Genomic DNA, 17,037 nt, shown 5'->3' with positions numbered 1-17,037 from the left:
CGCTAAATCCCGTGGGTCTTTTCGGGACCGATGGGGTCCGGGGTCTGGCCAACGGCGACCTGACCCCGGAACTCGCGCTCGCCGTCGCCGGCGCGGCCGCCCGGGTGCTCGTGGCGCACGACGCGTCACACCGCCCGGTCGCGGTCGTCGGGCGCGATCCCCGCGCCAGCGGCGAGATGCTCGAAGCTGCGGTCGTCGCCGGCCTCACCTCGGCCGGCGCCGACGTGCTGCTGGTCGGCGTGCTGCCGACCCCGGCCGTCGCGCTGCTGACGGCGTCCTACGGCGCCGACATCGGGGTCGTGCTGTCGGCGTCGCACAACCCGATGCCCGACAACGGCATCAAGCTGTTCGCGCAGGGCGGGCACAAGCTGCCCGACGACATCGAGGCCGAGATCGAGGCCGCGGTCGCCGCCGGCCCGTCGCGGCGCCCGACCGGCGCACTGATCGGCCGGCTGCGGGCGGCCGACGACGCCGCCGAGCGCTACGGCGCGCACCTGCTCAACGCCCAGCCGACCCGTCTCGACGGCCTGCACGTCGTCGTCGACTGCGCGCACGGTGCCGCCTCGTTCGTCGCCCCCGAGATCTACCGCGGGGCCGGCGCGCAGGTCACCACCCTCGCGGCGGACCCCGACGGCCTGAACATCAACGACGGCGTCGGCTCCACCCACCTCGACGGCCTGGTCGAGGCCGTGCGCCGTACCGGCGCCGACCTCGGCATCGCCCACGACGGTGACGCCGACCGCTGCCTGGCCGTCGACGCCGGCGGCACCGTCGTCGACGGCGACCAGCTGCTGGCCATCTGCGCCCTCGCCCTGCGCGACAACGGCACGCTGCACGCCGACACCGTCGTCGCCACCGTCATGAGCAACCTCGGCTTCCACCACGCCATGCGCGACGCCGGCATCGAGGTGCTCACGACCGCGGTCGGCGACCGCTACGTGCTCGAGGCGCTGCGGGCCAAGGGGCTGAGCCTGGGCGGCGAGCAGAGCGGGCACATCGTGTTCGCCGACTCGTCCACCACCGGCGACGGCCTGCTCACCGCCCTGCACGTGATGGCCCGCATGGTCACGACCGGCTCCTCGCTGGCCGACCTCGCCTCCGTCGTGCACCGCCTGCCGCAGACGCTGATCAACGTCAAGGTGGGCGACCGGGACACCGTTGCCGCCTCGGCCACCGTGGCCGCCGCGGTCGGCGACGCCGAGCTTGAACTCGGCGACAGCGGGCGCGTGCTGCTTCGCCCGTCGGGCACCGAGCAGCTCGTCCGAGTCATGGTCGAGGCCGGTACCCAGCAGCAGGCCGACACGATCGCGCAGCGGCTCGCCGCCGTGGTCGGCGCGGCCTGACGATCAGCCTGCGCTGCGCAACCGGCGGCCGACCGCCTCGAGCAGCGCTGTCCGGGTGAACGGCTTCAGCAGCAGTTCGCGGGCGGCCTCCGACGCCGGGTCGAGTACGTCACCGGCGTAACCGGACATGAACAGCACCGGCAGGTCCGGCCGGTTCGCCCGCGCCCGGTCCGCGAGTTCGCGGCCGGACATCTCCGACATGACGACCTCGGTGAGCAGCAGGTCCACCGGCTGCGGGCCGTCGAGCAGTTCCACGGCCAGGGCCGGGCGCTCGACCACCACCGGCTGATAGCCGTGCGCGGCCAGCGCGCGGGCGGCCATGGCGACGACCTCGGGGTGGTCGTCGCAGACGAGCACGACCTCGCCCGCGCCGTTCGGGGCCGAGTCCGGCGCCGGCTCGACGGGTTCGGGGACGGCGTCGACGGCGAGCGGCAGGTAGACCGACACGGTGGTGCCGCAGCCCGGCGCGGAATCGATCGCGACGCTGCCGCCGAGGCGGGTGACGACGCCGTAGACCGTCGACAGGCCGAGGCCGGTGCCCTTGCCGATGGGTTTGGTGGTGAAGAACGGTTCGAAGACCCGGACCCGGGTGTCGGCGTCCATGCCGGCGCCGTCGTCGCGTACGCGCAACCGCGTGTACCGGCCGGGTCGGGGCTCCCCGGGCGTCGTCTCGTCGACGTCGACGATCTCGGTGGTGACGGTGACCGTGCCGCGCATGGTGATGGCGTCGCGGGCGTTGACGATCAGGTTCATGATCACCTGCTCGATCTGGGTGCGGTCGGCGATCACCTGGTGCGGGGCCGCGTCCAGCTCGTCGACGATCGTGATGTGACCGCCGATGGTGCGGGCGAGCAGTGAGATCGACTCGCGCGCGACCGCGTTCACGTCGACCAGTTCGGTGCGCACGGTGTCGCGCCGGGCGAAGACGAGCAGCCGGCGGGTCAGGTCGGCCGCGCGGTCGGCGGCGCTGTGGATGACGGCGGTGTCGGCCCGCAGCTGCTCGGCCGCCTCGGCGCCGATCCGGTCGGTGACCTCGTCCAGGCCGAGGGCCAAGAACTCCGAGTAGTTCACGATGACCGAGAGCAGGTTGTTGAAGTCGTGGGCGATGCCGGCGGCGAGCTCGCCCAGGCTCTCCAGGCGGTCCGACGTGCGCAGCCGCTGCTCGAGTTCCTCGCGCCGGTGCTGGGCCTCGACGACGGCGGTGACGTCCTCGACCGCGGCGACGATGCCGGGCTGCCCGGACTGGTCGTCGACCGGCGCGAGCCACATCTGGACCCAGCGCGGCCGGGTGTCCGGCAGCTCCAGGCAGGCTCGCTCGATCTGAGGGGTTCCGGTGTCGATCGCGCGGGCGACAGCGGCGAGCACGCGGTCGCGGTCGTCGGGCCGGGCCAGCGTGCCCCAGCGGACCGTGTCCATGTCGCCGTCGACCCCGCCGCAGATCTCGACCATCCGCGGGTTGGCGTAGGTGATCGCGCCCTCGGGGGTCATCGAACAGATGCCGACGGGGGAGAACTCGGCCAGTGACCGGAACCGGGACTCGCTCTCGCGCAGCGCGGCCTCGGCGCGTTCGAGCTGGTGCACCTTGTCGATCAGCTTGGCGCTGAGCGTGCGTTGGTGCTCCCGGGCGAACGCCTCTCGCGGCACGAGGTGCGTCGTCACGCGGTCCAGCAGCGCCTCGTCGACCGTGCGGAGCAGGTGCTGCGGGTCGATCGGCTTGGACACGATGTGCCCGACTCCGAGAGTCTTCGCGAACGGGCGGACCTCGTTCTCGAGGTAGTTCGCGGTGTAGAAGATGGCCGGCGTGCTCGCCAGGGCGGCGTCGGCGCGCATCTCGCGGATGAGCTCGTAACCGTCCATCACCGGCATGAGCAGGTCGGTGATGACGAGGTCGGGCGACTCCCGCCGGGCGACCGCGAGGCCCTGCGCCCCGTCGGACGCCTCGACCACCTCGTGCTTGCGGTAACCGAGCAGGGTGGCGACGAGATCCCGGTTCGCGGCGTCGTCGTCGACGACGAGGACCTTAGCCATCGAGCCGGACGGTGAAGGTCGTGCCGGCGCCGTCGTCGGTGTCGACGCTGACCTCGGCGCCGATGAGCTCGGCCAGCTTGTGCGAGATGTAGAGCCCGAGCCCGGTGCCCTCCTTGATGCTCGACGCGGCCCGGCCGCCGCGCTCGAAGGCGTTGAAGATGCGGTGCAGGTCGGCATCGCCGATGCCGGGGCCGGTGTCGCGGACCGCGATGGCCGGACCGTCGGCGTCCCGGGTCACCGTGACCTCGACCCGTCCGACATCGGTGAACTTGATGGCGTTGCCGACGAGGTTGATCAGGATCTGGCCGAGGGCGCGGGCGTCGGCGACGGCCACGACCGGCTCGGCCGGGCGGGTGACGACGAGGTCGAGGCCGCGTTCGACGGCGAGCGGGCGCAGCGAGGAGGTCACGCTGTCGACCACCTCGCCGCAGTCGAGATGTTCGAGGGTCACCTCGACCGCGCCCGACTCGATGCGGGCGAGGTCGAGGATGTCGTTGATGATCGCGAGCAGGTGCCGTCCGCTGTGCTCGACGGTGCGCAGCTGGCGGGCCTGCTCCTCGTTCAGCGGGCCGGGCAGCTCCATCAGCAGGGTGCTGGTGAAGCCGATGATCGCGTTGAGCGGCGTGCGCAGCTCGTGGCTCATGCTGGCGAAGAACGCGTCCTTCGCCTTGCCGAGCCGCTCGAGTTCGGCGTTCTTGTCGCGCAGTTCCCGCTCGATGCGCAGCCGGTCGGTGACATCGCGGACGGCCGCCGTGACGACCACACCGTCACGGGTGTGGATCGCCGACAGGGAGATCTCGGCCGGGAACTCGGTGCCGTCGCGGCGGCGTCCGGCGAGCGACAGCCCGGCGCCCATCGGCCGGGGGACCGGATCGTCGACGTAGGCGCGGCGGTGCTTCGGGTGCAGCTCGCGGGCCGAGCTCGGCACCAACAGTTCGAGTCGTTGGCCGAGGAGCTCCCCGCGCGGGTAGCCGAAGACGCGTTCGGCCTGGGCGTTGACCAGGACGATGGCGCCCTGTTCGTCGACCCCGACGATCGCGTCCGGCGCGGCCTCGAGCAGGCCGGCCGCGAGCTGGGCCAGGTCGAGCGACACGCGCAGCCTCCAGGACCACCGGGCTCATATCGAGTTCGGTGTCCCCTCAAGCTAACGGCGGGCTAACGCCGGCCCCAGAGTCTTCCGACCTGGCCCGCGGGCGCTCAGGCCCGCGCGAAGCGCACGATCCCGTCGACGGTGTCGCGGCGCAGCCAGCCCCGCTCGACCAGCACCTCGAGGTGGGCCATCGTCTCGTGGGTCGCGAGGATCTGGTTGAAGGTGTCCAGCTCGTCGAAGTGCCGTCCGCGCCGCGTCCAGGTCAGGATGTTGGCGACCTCGAACCCGGATGTCGCCCCCGCCTCGACCGCCTTGCCCGTCTCGGTCAGCCGCTCCTCGTGGTGGCGGAGCAGCTCGTCGATGCGATCGGCGGTCGACGCCGTGACCGGGCCGTGCGCCGGCAGCAGGCGGGTGTCGGGGAGGGCCCGGATGAGCTGGAGCGAGGACAGGTAGTCGCGCAGCGGGGACGGCGCCCGCTCGAGCTCGACGCCGATGGACGGCGTGATGTGCGGCAGCACGTGGTCGCCGGCGAACAGGGCCTGGTGCTGCGGGTCGTGGAACACGACGTGGCCCTGGGTGTGGCCCGGCGTGGCGATCACGCGCAGGGTGCGCGAGTGCAGCGGGAGCTCGAGCCCGTCGTCGAGCCACCGGTCGGGCGCGGCCCAGTCGGTCAGGTCCCGGTCGCCCTGCCAGCCGGCGATCACCTGCGACAGGCCGAGGGCGCCGGCGGCGTGCAGGTTCGCGATGTCCGGGTGGGCCGAGATGGTGTGGATGGCTTCGAGGCTGATCCGCTCGCCCTCGCCCAGGGAGACCGAGGTGCCGTAGGTGCGGCGGATCGCCACGGCCTGGGTGTAATGGTCGCGGTGCACGTGGGTGACGAGGAACTCGCGGATGTCGCCCAGCCCGAACCCGATCGAATCGAGCGAGCGGCCCAGCAGGTCCTGCGACTCGGCCATCGCCCACCCGCTGTCGACCAGCACGACCTTGTCGTCGTCGACGATGGCGTAGACGTTGACCGCCTTCAGCGCGTCGCCGGGCAGGGGGAGCGGAATGCGGAAGACGCCGGGCAGCTCCTCGAACGCGCCCGGTTCCTCCCACGCGTGGCGATCGACCATCCCTGCACGCTATGGCATGCCCGGGCCCGGGCCGCCGTTAGGCTGTCCACCATGTGCGGCATCGTGGGCTACGTAGGACCCAGACCGGCTCTGGACGTCGTCGTCGAGGGGCTGCGTCGGCTCGAGTACCGCGGTTACGACTCGTCGGGCGTCGCCGTGATCGGCCCGGACGGGCTGCGGGTGGCCAAGAAGGCCGGTCGCATCGAGAACCTGGACAAGGTCATCGCGGCCGAGGCCGACAGCGGCTCGCTGGCCGGTCACACCGCGATGGGCCACACCCGCTGGGCGACGCACGGGGCGCCGAACGACCGCAACGCGCACCCGCACACGGACTCCACCGGCCGGGTGGCCATCGTCCACAACGGGATCATCGAGAACTTCGCCGAGCTGCGCAGCGAGCTCGAGGCAACGGGCGTCGAGTTCGAGAGCGAGACGGACACCGAGGTCGTCGCCCACCTCGTCTCGGCCCACCTGCGCTCGCTGGGCGGCTCACCCGCCGACGCCCTGCGCGCGGTGTGCCGACGGCTGAAGGGCGCCTTCACCCTCGTCCTGCTCGACGCCGAGGCCCCCGACGTCGTCGTGGCCGCCCGGCGCAACTCGCCGCTCGTGCTCGGCGTCGGTGACGGCGAGACGTTCCTCGGCAGCGACGTCGCCGCGTTCATCGAGTTCACCCGCGAGGCCGTCGAGCTCGGCCAGGACCAGGTCGTCGAGATCCGGCGCGACGGGTACACGATCACCCACTTCGACGGCACGCCCGCGGACGGCGCCCACTTCCACATCGACTGGGATCTCACCGCCGCCGAGAAGGGCGGCTACGACTACTTCATGCTCAAGGAGATCGAGGAGCAGCCGACCGCGGTGCGCGACACGCTCCTGGGTCACCTGATCGACGGCCACATCGTGCTGGACGAGCAGCGCCTCGACCAGCAGGAGCTGCGCGACGTCGACAAGGTCTTCATCGTCGCCTGCGGCACCTCCTACCACGCCGGGCTGATCGGCAAGCAGGCCATCGAGCACTGGACGCGCGTGCCGGTCGAGGTCGAGATGGCCTCGGAGTTCCGCTACCGCGACCCGGTCCTCGACCGGCAGACGCTGGTCGTCGCGATCAGCCAGTCGGGCGAGTCGGCCGACACCCTGGAGGCCGTCCGGCACGCCCGCGAGCAGCGGGCCAAGGTGCTGGCGATCTGCAACACCAACGGCGCCCAGATCCCGCGCGAGTCCGACGCCGTGCTCTACACGCACGCCGGGCCCGAGATCGGGGTGGCGGCGACGAAGACCTTCACCGCGCAGGTGGCGGCGGTCGAGCTGGTCGGGCTCGCGCTGGCGCAGGCCCGCGGCACGAAGTACGGCGACGAGGTCACCCGCGAGTACGAGGCGCTCCTGTCGATGCCCGACGCCATCGCCGCGGTGCTCAAGGTGGTCGAGCCGGTGCGGGAACTGGCCCGCGAGATCGCCGACTCGAAGGCCATCCTGTTCCTCGGCCGGCACGTCGGCTACCCGGTGGCGCTCGAGGGCGCGCTCAAGCTCAAGGAGCTCGCCTACATGCACGCCGAGGGGTTCCCGGCCGGCGAGCTCAAGCACGGCCCGATCGCGCTGATCGAGGAGGGTCTGCCGGTCGTGGTGGTGATGCCGTCGCTGTCCGGGCGTCCGGTGCTGCACCAGAAGATGCTGTCCAACGTCGCCGAGATCAAGGCGCGGGGGGCGCGGACGATCGTCATCTCCGAAGCCGACGACACGGCCGCCCGCCGGCACGCCGACCACTTCATCGAGGTGCCGCGGGTGCCGACGCTGCTGTCGCCCTTCGTGACGACCGTGCCGCTTCAGGTCCTGGCCGCCGAGATCGCCCAGGCTCGCGGGTACGACGTCGACAAGCCGCGCAACCTGGCGAAGTCCGTCACCGTCGAGTAGCGGTCGGTTAGGCTCCGCGCTGTGACTGGGGCCTCAACGAATTCGGTCGACCTGTTGATCGTCGGCGCCGGGCCGGTGGGCCTGTTCGGCGCGTACTACGCGGGCGTGCGGTTGATGAGTACAGCCGTGCTCGACTCGCTGGAGGAACCGGGCGGCCAGATCACCGCGATGTACCCGGAGAAGGCCATCTTCGACGTCGCCGGCTTCCCGGCCATCAAGGGCCGCGAGCTGGTCGAACAGCTGCTGGCCCAGGCCGCGCCGTTCAATCCGCACTACATGCTCGGCCATCAGGCGGTCGGGCTGGAGCGCGGCGACGGCGGCTTCGCGGTCACCACCGCGACCGGGCACCGCATCGAGTGCAAGGCCATCGTCATCACCGGCGGCATCGGCACCTTCACACCCCGCCCGCTGCCCACCGGCGGCGAGTACCTCGGCCGCGGGCTGGTGCACTTCGTCCCCGACCCCAAGGCGTACGAGAACCAGCACATCGTGGTCGTCGGCGGCGGCGACTCGGCGCTCGACTGGGCCCTGATGCTCGAACCGATCGCGAAGTCGGTCGCGGTCGTGCACCGTCGCGCCGAGTTCCGGGCCCACCAGCACTCGGTCGAGCTGCTCAAGTCGTCGTCGGTGCGGATCCTCACCGACGCGCAGGTGTCGGCGGTGCGGGGTGACCCCGACGTCACCGAGGTCGACATCGCGGTCAAGGGCCAGGACGACCCGGTGACGCTGCCGTGCGACAAGCTCATCGCCGCCCTCGGCTTCACCGCGAACCTCGGCCCGCTGATGGAGTGGGGCATCCACATCGAGAAGCGCCAGATCATGGTCGACACGAAGGGCAGCACGTCGGTGCCGGGCATCTACGCAGCGGGCGACATCGTCGACTACGACGGCAAGGTGAAGCTGATCGCCACCGGCTTCGGCGAGGTCGCGACCGCGGTCAACAACGCGTTCGCGTACCTCAACCCGGGCAAGTCGGCGTTCCCCGGCCACCTGTCCGACTACGCGCCGGCGCCGGGCGAGCCCGCTGCTGCCGGTTCGCCGACGGCCTGACACCCCTCGTGATCGTCGGCATCGGGTGATCGTCGGCATCGGCGTCGACGTGGTGCCGGTGGCCCGCTTCGCCGCCACCCTCGAACGCACGCCCTCGCTGCGCGACCGGCTCTTCACCGCCGGTGAGCAGGTGACCGCGTCCGGCTCGCCGCGAACCGACGAGTCGCTCGCCGCCCGCTTCGCCGCCAAGGAGGCCCTGGCCAAGGCGCTCGGCGCCGGTGGCGGCATGGCGTGGACCGATGCCGAGGTGCGGGTCGACGACGTCGGTCGGCCGTCGCTCGCCATCACCGGGACCGTGCAGGCCCGCGCCGACTCGCTCGGCGTGACCCGGTGGCACATCTCGCTCTCGCACGACGGCGGGATCGCCGCCGCGACCGTGATCGCGGAAGCGGACTGACGGGCAGGATCAGGGCATGCGCGGTGTGTACTCGATCGAGCAGATCCGGACGGCCGAAGCGGCCCTGATGGCCACGCTGCCCGAGGGCGCGTTGATGGCCCGGGCGGCGCACGGGCTGGCGGTCGAGTGCGCCCGGTTGCTCGGGCGCGTCTACGGCGCACGGGTCGTGCTGCTGATCGGGGCGGGCAACAACGGCGGCGACGCGCTGTACGCCGGGGCCGAGCTGGCGCGGCGCGGGGCTCGCGTGACGGCGGTGCTGCTGGTGCCCGGGAAGGCCCATCCCGGCGGGCTGGCGGCGCTGACCCGGGCGGGTGGCCGGCGCGCGTCCGTCTCGCCCGGTGCGCTCGCCGGAGCCGACCTCGTCGTCGACGGCATCGTCGGCATCGGCGGGCGGGGCGGCCTGCGTGACGCCGCGGTCGGGCTGGGCACGGCCGCCCGCGAGCACCTGACCGTGGCCGTCGACATTCCCTCCGGGGTCGACGCCGACACCGGCGAGGCGGGCGGGTCGGCGATCGACGCCGACGTGACCGTCACCTTCGGCGCGCTGAAGCCGGGGTTGGTGCTGGGCGCCGGGGTCGCGCACGCCGGTGAGGTGCGGCTGGTCGACATCGGGCTGGACGCGACCCTGCCACCGGCGACGACGCACGTGCTCGAGGCCGACGACATCGCGGCCCTGCTGCCGACGCCCGACTCGACGAGTGACAAGTACACCCGCGGGGTCGTCGGGCTCGTCGCCGGATCGAGCGCGTATCCCGGGGCCGGGGTGCTCGCGACCGGGTCGGCGATCTCGGGCGGTGCGGGCATGGTGCGTTACGCGGGGGGTGCCGCCGACGCCGTGCGGGCGGCGTACCCCGAGGTCGTCGTCCAGGAGGGCGCGCGGCCGAGCGAACTGCGGGTGCAGGCCTGGGTCACCGGCCCGGGGATGGGCACCGACGAAACGGCGCGCGGTCTGCTGGCCGATGTGCTGTCGACCGACGTGCCGGTGATCGTCGACGCCGACGGGATCACGCTGCTCGGCGAGCACCCCGACCTGTTGCGTCGCGACGCGCCGACCGTCGTCACCCCCCACGATCGTGAGTTCGCCCGCATCGCCGACGGGCCGTCGGCCGACCGGCTCGGGTCGGCCCGAGCGGCGGCGGCGGCGCTCGGGGTCGTCGTCCTGCTCAAGGGCGACGCGACAATCGTCGCCGCGCCCGACGGCTCGGCCTACGTGAACCCGACCGGCACGCCGTGGCTCGCCACCGCCGGCAGCGGCGACGTGCTCAGCGGGTTGATCGGCTCGCTGCTCGCGGCCGGGGTCGAGCCGCCGCTCGCCGCCGCGGCCGGCGCGTACGTCCACGGTGTCGCCGGCCAGCTCGCCGCCGCCGACGGGCCGCCCTCCTCGCTCGACGTGCTGCACGCGGTGCGGGCCGCGCTGCGCACCGTCCGCCGCGGCTGACCGTCGTCCACAGGCGGCTTCGCGGCTGTCCGGAACTCGCCAGGATGGACGGGTGAGGTTCACACTCGAGCCGTGGAGGAGTTCACGATGCACCCGCTCGTCGAGATGCGCGACGTCTGGACGCTCGACGACCTCGACACCCTCGACGTCGAGGACCGGCACCGTTACGAGATCGTCGACGGCGCGCTGGTCGTGAGCCCGACGCCAGGCCTGCGCCACGAGTTCGCCATCGGCTTCCTGGCCCGGATGTTGACGCGAGCGGCGCCCGAGGACCTGATCGTGCTCGCCGGGAACGCCGGGATCTCGATCGGGGCGTCCTACCGGGTCGCCGACCTGCTGGTCGTTCCCGATGACGCGAGGTCGCGCACCGCGCGGGCGCTCGAGCCGAGGGAGGTGTGGCTCGCGGTCGAGGTCGTGTCGACGGGGTCGGTCACGACGGACCGGATCACCAAGCCGGCCCAGTACGCCGCCGCCGGCATCCCGAACTTCTGGCGGGTCGAGACCGACCCGCTGGGCATCACGGCGTGCCGGCTGGACGCCGGGGCCGGCGTCTACACCGAGATCGGCTCGTGGGCCCCGGGCGAGACGGCGCGGATCGCCGAGCCGTTCCCGGTCGAGATCGAGGTCGACCGGCTCGGGTGAGGCCGCCGTTGTCCACAGGACGGATCGCGCGGGCTCGAGAACTCGCCAGACTGCTCGGGTGGGGGTCACACTCGAGCAGTGGAGGAGTTCACGATGCACCCGATGGTGGAGATGCGCGACGTCTGGACGTTCGAGGACGTCGATGCGCTCGATGTGCCGGACTGGTGGCGCTACGAGATCGTTGACGGCGGTCTCGTCGTGAGCCCGTCGACCGGTGGCGATCACGAACTCGCCAGCGCCGAGTTGCGCACGGCCATGCACGGCGCACTGCCCGGTGGCACGATCGTCGCCGGTCCGATGGGTGTGCAGATGACCCGGTCCTACCTGGTCCCTGATCTCGTGGTCGTAGAGCGGGAGCGGCTGCGCGGAGCGAGGACGTTGGCTGCGACCGACGTGATGCTCGCGATCGAGATCGTGTCGCCCGGGTCGGTGACCATGGACCGCGTGACCAAGCCGGCGAAGTACGCCGCGGCCGGCATCAAGGCGTACTGGCGGGTCGAGACCGACCCCCTGAGCGTCACGGCCTACACGCTGGCGCCCGGCGCCGAGGTCTACACCGAGGTCGGCTCGTGGGGCCCGAGCGAGATCGCGCGTATCGCCGAGCCGTTCCCGGTCGAGTTTGAGGTCGACCGGCTCGGTTAGGCCAGATCGCGCGCGGTGCCGCGCGAGGTGGCGGGCCCGGCGTCACTATCTCGCGTTTGGGAGACTGGACGCGTGCTGCGAACCGAGGCCGTCGTCGACCTGTCCGCGATCCGGGCCAACGTCGCGTCCCTGAAGGCCGGTACGGCCGCCGACGTCATGGCCGTGGTGAAGGCCGACGGCTACGGGCACGGGCTGGTGCCGAGTGCCCGCGCCGCCCTCGCCGGTGGCGCCACCTGGCTCGGCACGGCCGTCGTCGACGAGGCGCTGGCCCTGCGGGCGGCCGGCATCACGGCCCCGCTGCTGTCCTGGCTCTGGACGCCGGGCGAGGCCGACACCGTGCGCCGCGCGCTCGAGGCCGGCATCGACATCTCGGTCAGCAGCACCTGGCAGCTCGACACCGTGACGGCGGCGGCGCGCGCGTCGGGCCGCCCGGCCCGCGTCCACCTCAAGATCGACACCGGGCTGTCGCGCAACGGCTGCTACGTCGACGACTGGCCCGCGTTGGTGACCGCCACGGCCAGGGCCGAGGCCGCGGGCGAGGTCACGGCCACCGGCATCTGGAGCCACTTCGCCTACGCCGACGAGCCCGGGAACCCCACCATCGCCAAGCAGATCGCAGCCTTCCGCGCAGCCCTCGACGTCGCCGGCCGGGAGGGCGTCGTCCCGCAGGTGCGGCACCTGGCCAACTCGGCCGCGACCCTCACGCTGCCCGAGGCGCACTTCGATCTCGTGCGCCCCGGGATCGCCGTCTACGGTCTCTCGCCCGTCGCCGGGCAGTTCGACCTCACGCCGGCCATGACGCTGCGGGCAGGCGCGGCGAGCGTGAAGCGGGTGCGCGCGGGCGAGGGCGTCTCCTACGGCCACGAGTACACGACGACCCGCGACACCACCCTCGTGCTCGTCCCGCTCGGCTACGCCGACGGCGTGCCGCGGCACGCGTCGAAGGTCGGGCCGGTGTGGTTGAACGGCGCCCGCTTCGCGCTGGCCGGCCGCGTCTGCATGGATCAGGTGATCGTCGACGTCGGCGACCTGCCCGTGGCGCCGGGCGACCCGGTGGTGCTGTTCGGCCCCGGCCGCGACGGCGAGCCGACCGCGCAGGACTGGGCCGACGCCGTCGGCACGATCCACTACGAGATCGTCACGCGCATCGGGCCGCGGGTGCAGCGGGTCTACGTGGGAGACCCGGCATGAGGAAGGGCCTGATCGGTGGGGCGGTCGGCCTGGTGGCGGCCGGTGCGGGGGCGGCGCTCGTCGCCGATCATCGGGTCGCCCAGCAGCGGCGGCGGGCCGCCGGCTCGGACGCCGTGTTCGCGCCGGCGACGCCGACCCGCTCCGGCTTCGTCGGGGCCGACGACGGCCTGCCTCTGTTCTACGAGCAGCACGGGCCGGACGACGCACCAGTGACCGTGGTCTTCGCGCACGGGTTCTGCCTCGACCACGACATCTTCGTGCTGCAGCAACGCGCGCTCGCGGCCGCGTTCGGCCCGCAGGCCCGCTCGATCGCCTACGACCACCGCAGCCACGGCCGGTCGGGCCGCAGCGACGCCGAGCACGCCACGATCGACCAGCTCGGCGCCGATCTCCGCGCGGTCGTCGACGCGCTCGCCCCCACCGGTCCGCTCGTGCTCGTCGGCCACTCGATGGGCGGCATGACGGTCATGACGCTGGCCGGAACCCACCCCGAGCTGTTCGGCCCGGAGGGGCGGGTCAAGGGCGTGCTGCTCGCCTCCACGTCGCCCGGGAAGCTGGCCGCGGTCACGCTCGGCATGCCGGCGCTGATGGCCAAGCTCAAGGGCCCGGTGCTGCCCCTGCTGCTCGGCGGGGCCCGGCGCAGTACCCGGGTCGTCGAACGCAGCCGGGCCCGGCTCACCGACGTCGCCTGGGTGTTCGTCAAACGGCTCTCGTTCGGGCCGGACGTCGACCCGGCGGTCGTCGAGCTGGTGACGACCACCATCGGACGCACCGGCGTCGACGTGATCGCCGACTTCTTCCCCGCTCTCATGGCCCACGACAAGCTCGCCGCGCTGGAGCATCTCGCCGACACGCCCGTCGTCATCGTGGCCGGGGCCGACGACGTCATCACCCCGGTCGAGCACAGCAAGGAGATCGCCGCCGCCGTGCCGCACGCCCGTCTCGTCATCGTTCCGGCCACCGGACACATGGCCCTGCTCGAACAGCCCGGGGCCGTCGACGGCCCGCTCGCCGAGCTGATCGAGGACGCTCTCGCGACCGTCCGCCCGGTTCGCCGGCGCCGCGGGAAGGTCGTCCGATGACCGCCCTCCGCTTCGCTCCGGCCGCCGGAGGCCATGCCGATTCGTCCTTCGCTCGCGGAGCTCGCTCATGACCGTCCTCCGCTTCGCTCCGGCCGCCGCAGGCCACGCCCACACGTCATTCGCTCGCGGAGCTCGCTCATGACGCTGGGACCGATGCGCGGGCCCGGCGGAGCGCCGGTGCACCCGCGAGTGCCGATCGACGCCGACACACTGGGCGCGCGCACGATCACGTTGCCGACGGCCGACGACACCCGCGCCTTCGGCCGGCGACTGGCCGGGCTGCTGCGCCCCGGCGACCTCGTCGTGCTCAGCGGCCCGCTCGGGGCGGGCAAGACCGCGCTCGTGCAGGGCATCGGGGCCGGGCTCGGCGTGCGGGGTTCGATCGTGTCGCCGACCTTCGTCATCGCCCGGGTCCACCGCCCCGCGACCGGCGGCATCGCGCTGGTGCACGTCGATGCCTACCGGCTCGGTTCCCTCGACGAGGTCGACGACCTCGATCTGGACGTCGACACCGCGAGCGCCGTGACCGCCGTCGAGTGGGGCACGGGGCTGGTCGAGCAACTCGCCGACGCCCGGCTCGAGATCGAGCTCGCCCGGGCCGACGAGTCCGAGGAGCGCACCGCCACGCTGCGCCCGCACGGCGGCGACTGGGCCGAGCGCCTCGACGGGATGGGCTGAGCCGTGTTCGTTCTCGCTCTCGACACGTCCTCCCCGGCCGTCACCGCCGGCGTCGTCACCGTCGTCGACGCGGCTCCCGACACCGTCGTGCTCGCCGCCGAGCGCACCGCGCTCGCCGTCCGCGGCCACGGCGAGCTCCTCGCGCCGTCCGTCGACGACGCGCTGCGCGAGGCCGGCATCGCCCCCGGCGATCTCGCGGCCGTCGTCGTCGGCACCGGGCCCGGCCCCTACACCGGGCTGCGGGTCGGGCTCGTCACCGCGGCCGTGTTCGCCGACCTGCTCGACATCCCCGCTTACGGGGTCTGCTCGCTCGACGCCATCGGACGCGCCTGCGCCGACGAGCCGAGCCTGCTCGTCGCCAGTGACGCCCGCCGCCGCGAGGTCTACTGGGCCCGCTACGAGCACGGCGTGCGCGCGGGTGACCCGGCCGTCGACAAGCCGGCCGAGGTGCCGCTCGCCGGCGTCACCGCGATCGCCGGGGCCGGTGGCGAGCTGTACGCCGAGGTCTGGCCCGAACTGCGCCGGCGGGCCGAGCGCTACCCCGACCCGGTCGCCCTCGTGCGGGTGGCGCTCGAGCGCATCGTCGGCCGGGACGAGTCCGATCCGCTCACGCCGCTCTACCTGCGGCGCCCCGACGCGGTCGCGCCGGGGGCACCCAAGCCGGTGTCGCAGTGAACGCCACCGGGTCGATCGTGCCGATGACCGCTGCCCACATCGACGCGTTGATGCCGTTCGAGCTCGCGATGTTCGGCTCCGAGGCCTGGACGCGCAGCGGCTACCGCGCCGAGCTGGCCGACAGCCGGCACCGCACCTACGTCGCGGCCGAAGGGCCGGAAGGCGAGCTGCTCGGCTGGGCCGGCGTGCGGGTGCTGGCCGACGAGGCCGAGATCCTGACCGTCGGCGTCGTGCCCACTGCCCGCCGCCAGGGCCTCGCCCGGCAGCTCGTCGCCGCGCTGCTCGACGCCGCGCGGGCCGGCGGCGCGGCGCAGATCTACCTCGAGGTGCGCGTCGACAACGCCGCCGCCCGCGCCCTCTACCTGACCGAGGGGTTCGCCGAGATCGGCGTCCGGCGCGGGTACTACGACCACGGACGGATCGATGCGGTGGTGATGAGTCGTGCAGTCTGAGCCGCTCGTTCTCGGGATCGAGACGTCGTGTGACGAGACCGGGGTCGGCATCGTGCGTGGCACGACGCTGCTGGCCGATGCGATCGCCAGCAGCGTCGACGAGCACGCCCGCTTCGGCGGCGTCGTGCCCGAGGTCGCGAGCCGGGCCCACCTCGAGGCCATGGTGCCGACGATCAACCGCGCGTTGACCGACGCCGGCGTCACGGCCGCCGATGTCGACGCCGTCGCCGTGACCGCCGGCCCGGGCCTCTCCGGCGCCCTGCTCGTCGGCGTCGCCGCGGCCAAGGCGTACTCGCTGGCGTTGGGCAAGCCGCTGTTCGGGGTCAACCACCTCTCGGCCCACGTGGCGGTCGACCTGCTCGAGCACGGCCCGCTCGAGGAGCCGTGCATCGCGCTGCTGGTGTCGGGCGGCCACTCGTCACTGCTGCTCGTCCCGCGCATCGGCGGCGAGGAGCTCACCGAACTCGGCGCCACCGTCGACGACGCCGCGGGCGAGGCCTACGACAAGGTGGCCCGCCTGCTCGGCCTGCCGTTCCCGGGCGGCCCGCCGATCGACCGCATCGCCAAGGAGGGCGACCCGGCCGCGATCGCTTTCCCGCGCGGCATGACCGGCCAGCACGACCACCCGTTCGCGTTCTCCTTCTCCGGGCTGAAGACATCGGTGGCCCGCTGGGTCGAGGCCCGGCAGCGCGCGGGGGAGCCGGTGCCGGTGGCCGACGTCGCCGCGTCGTTCCAGGAGGCCGTCGTCGACGTCCTCACCGCCAAGGCGATCCGGGCCGCCCGCGAGCAGGGTGTCGGGCACCTCGTCATCGGCGGCGGGGTCGCGGCCAACTCGCGCCTGCGGGCGCTGGCCCAGTCCCGCTGCGACGACGCCGGCATCCGGCTGCGCGTGCCCCGGCCGAAGCTCTGTACCGACAACGGCGCGATGGTCGCCGCGCTCGGCGCACAGCTGGTCGCTCACGGCGCCACGCCGTCCGCCCTCGACCTCCCGGCCGACTCGGCCCTCCCGATCACCGACGTCCTCGTCTGATCCCGGCCGGGAGGGGAGCAGGATGGGCGCATGACGACGTTGATGTGGGAGGCCAAGGCCGCGCCCGACCGGCAGGACGACCTGGTGGCGCACGTGCGCCATCACGCTGCCGAGGCGGCCGAGATCTTCCGCAGTCACGACGGGCGGGTGGTCGTGATCGACCCGACGGGCCGCGGCATCACCGAGGTGCCGGGCGAACTCGTGGCCCGGCCGCCGCACGTGTGGTCGTTCGAGCCCGTGCCGCGCTGACTGTGGCCTGTTACCGCTGAGGTTGCA

17 protein-coding genes are annotated in these 17,037 nt (G+C 73.1%); 14 read left to right on the top strand and 3 right to left on the bottom strand.

The features are described from left to right. Positions 1 to 11 precede the first annotated feature (11 nt). Complete coding sequence (gene glmM / locus VGN18_RS05695; RefSeq protein WP_349259843.1) at positions 12 to 1,343, top strand: phosphoglucosamine mutase; 1,332 nt, start codon at positions 12 to 14, stop codon at positions 1,341 to 1,343. A 3-nt stretch (positions 1,344 to 1,346) separates the two neighbouring features. Here the strand turns inward: glmM and VGN18_RS05690 are convergent, their stop codons facing one another. The 3 genes from VGN18_RS05690 to VGN18_RS05680 form a co-directional block, all read right to left on the bottom strand. Further along, positions 1,347 to 3,371: a response regulator gene (locus VGN18_RS05690; RefSeq protein WP_327538684.1), complete on the bottom strand. Its 2,025-nt coding sequence runs from the start codon at positions 3,369 to 3,371 to the stop codon at positions 1,347 to 1,349. Beyond that, the gene (locus tag VGN18_RS05685) at positions 3,364 to 4,464 is read right to left on the bottom strand and encodes a PAS domain-containing sensor histidine kinase (RefSeq protein WP_327538683.1); all 1,101 of its coding nucleotides are present in this window, start codon (positions 4,462 to 4,464) and stop codon (positions 3,364 to 3,366) included. The genes VGN18_RS05690 and VGN18_RS05685 overlap by 8 nt, the downstream gene beginning before the upstream one ends. Before the next feature lie 104 nt (positions 4,465 to 4,568). Beyond that, a complete protein-coding gene (locus VGN18_RS05680) occupies positions 4,569 to 5,576 on the bottom strand; it encodes an MBL fold metallo-hydrolase (protein WP_327538682.1) in 1,008 nt (335 codons plus the stop codon). Positions 5,577 to 5,627: 51 nt separating this feature from the next. On the opposite strand from VGN18_RS05680, the gene glmS reads away from it, so the two are divergent. From glmS to VGN18_RS05615, 13 genes are all read left to right on the top strand, one after another. Continuing rightward, positions 5,628 to 7,484: a glutamine--fructose-6-phosphate transaminase (isomerizing) gene (gene glmS, locus VGN18_RS05675; protein WP_327538681.1), complete on the top strand. Its 1,857-nt coding sequence runs from the start codon at positions 5,628 to 5,630 to the stop codon at positions 7,482 to 7,484. Positions 7,485 to 7,505: 21 nt separating this feature from the next. After that, a complete protein-coding gene (locus VGN18_RS05670; RefSeq protein WP_327538680.1) occupies positions 7,506 to 8,534 on the top strand; it encodes an NAD(P)/FAD-dependent oxidoreductase in 1,029 nt (342 codons plus the stop codon). A 25-nt stretch (positions 8,535 to 8,559) separates the two neighbouring features. Then, the gene (locus tag VGN18_RS05665) at positions 8,560 to 8,931 is read left to right on the top strand and encodes a holo-ACP synthase (protein ID WP_327538679.1); all 372 of its coding nucleotides are present in this window, start codon (positions 8,560 to 8,562) and stop codon (positions 8,929 to 8,931) included. 16 nt (positions 8,932 to 8,947) lie between these two features. Then, on the top strand, positions 8,948 to 10,369 hold the full coding sequence (locus VGN18_RS05660) for an NAD(P)H-hydrate dehydratase (RefSeq protein ID WP_327538678.1): 1,422 nt from the start codon (positions 8,948 to 8,950) through the stop codon (positions 10,367 to 10,369). 72 nt (positions 10,370 to 10,441) lie between these two features. After that, the gene (locus VGN18_RS05655) at positions 10,442 to 11,011 is read left to right on the top strand and encodes a Uma2 family endonuclease (RefSeq protein ID WP_327538677.1); all 570 of its coding nucleotides are present in this window, start codon (positions 10,442 to 10,444) and stop codon (positions 11,009 to 11,011) included. Between the two features lie 78 nt (positions 11,012 to 11,089). Continuing rightward, on the top strand, positions 11,090 to 11,653 hold the full coding sequence (locus VGN18_RS05650) for a Uma2 family endonuclease (RefSeq protein WP_327538676.1): 564 nt from the start codon (positions 11,090 to 11,092) through the stop codon (positions 11,651 to 11,653). A gap of 72 nt (positions 11,654 to 11,725) precedes the next feature. Then, positions 11,726 to 12,844 (top strand): alanine racemase, encoded by a 1,119-nt coding sequence (alr, locus tag VGN18_RS05645; RefSeq protein ID WP_327538675.1) that lies wholly within the window; start codon positions 11,726 to 11,728, stop codon positions 12,842 to 12,844. Next, positions 12,841 to 13,926: an alpha/beta hydrolase gene (locus VGN18_RS05640; protein WP_327538674.1), complete on the top strand. Its 1,086-nt coding sequence runs from the start codon at positions 12,841 to 12,843 to the stop codon at positions 13,924 to 13,926. Before alr ends, VGN18_RS05640 begins: the two co-directional genes overlap by 4 nt. Positions 13,927 to 14,064: 138 nt before the next feature. Then, positions 14,065 to 14,604: a tRNA (adenosine(37)-N6)-threonylcarbamoyltransferase complex ATPase subunit type 1 TsaE gene (gene tsaE / locus VGN18_RS05635; protein WP_327538673.1), complete on the top strand. Its 540-nt coding sequence runs from the start codon at positions 14,065 to 14,067 to the stop codon at positions 14,602 to 14,604. Between the two features lie 3 nt (positions 14,605 to 14,607). Continuing rightward, positions 14,608 to 15,279 carry a tRNA (adenosine(37)-N6)-threonylcarbamoyltransferase complex dimerization subunit type 1 TsaB gene (tsaB, locus tag VGN18_RS05630; RefSeq protein ID WP_327538672.1) on the top strand — a complete coding sequence of 224 codons (672 nt, stop codon included), beginning with the start codon at positions 14,608 to 14,610 and terminating at the stop codon, positions 15,277 to 15,279. Between the two features lie 23 nt (positions 15,280 to 15,302). Beyond that, positions 15,303 to 15,731 (top strand): ribosomal protein S18-alanine N-acetyltransferase, encoded by a 429-nt coding sequence (gene rimI / locus VGN18_RS05625; protein ID WP_327538671.1) that lies wholly within the window; start codon positions 15,303 to 15,305, stop codon positions 15,729 to 15,731. Then, the gene (gene tsaD / locus VGN18_RS05620) at positions 15,721 to 16,761 is read left to right on the top strand and encodes a tRNA (adenosine(37)-N6)-threonylcarbamoyltransferase complex transferase subunit TsaD (protein ID WP_327538670.1); all 1,041 of its coding nucleotides are present in this window, start codon (positions 15,721 to 15,723) and stop codon (positions 16,759 to 16,761) included. Before rimI ends, tsaD begins: the two co-directional genes overlap by 11 nt. 30 nt (positions 16,762 to 16,791) lie before the next feature. After that, the gene (locus VGN18_RS05615; RefSeq protein ID WP_327538669.1) at positions 16,792 to 17,010 is read left to right on the top strand and encodes a hypothetical protein; all 219 of its coding nucleotides are present in this window, start codon (positions 16,792 to 16,794) and stop codon (positions 17,008 to 17,010) included. Positions 17,011 to 17,037: the final 27 nt, after the last annotated feature.

The organism is Jatrophihabitans sp. (genome assembly GCF_036000465.1).
Classification (GTDB): domain Bacteria; phylum Actinomycetota; class Actinomycetes; order Mycobacteriales; family Jatrophihabitantaceae; genus Jatrophihabitans.
This window is presented reverse-complemented; position numbering and strand designations above follow the sequence as displayed.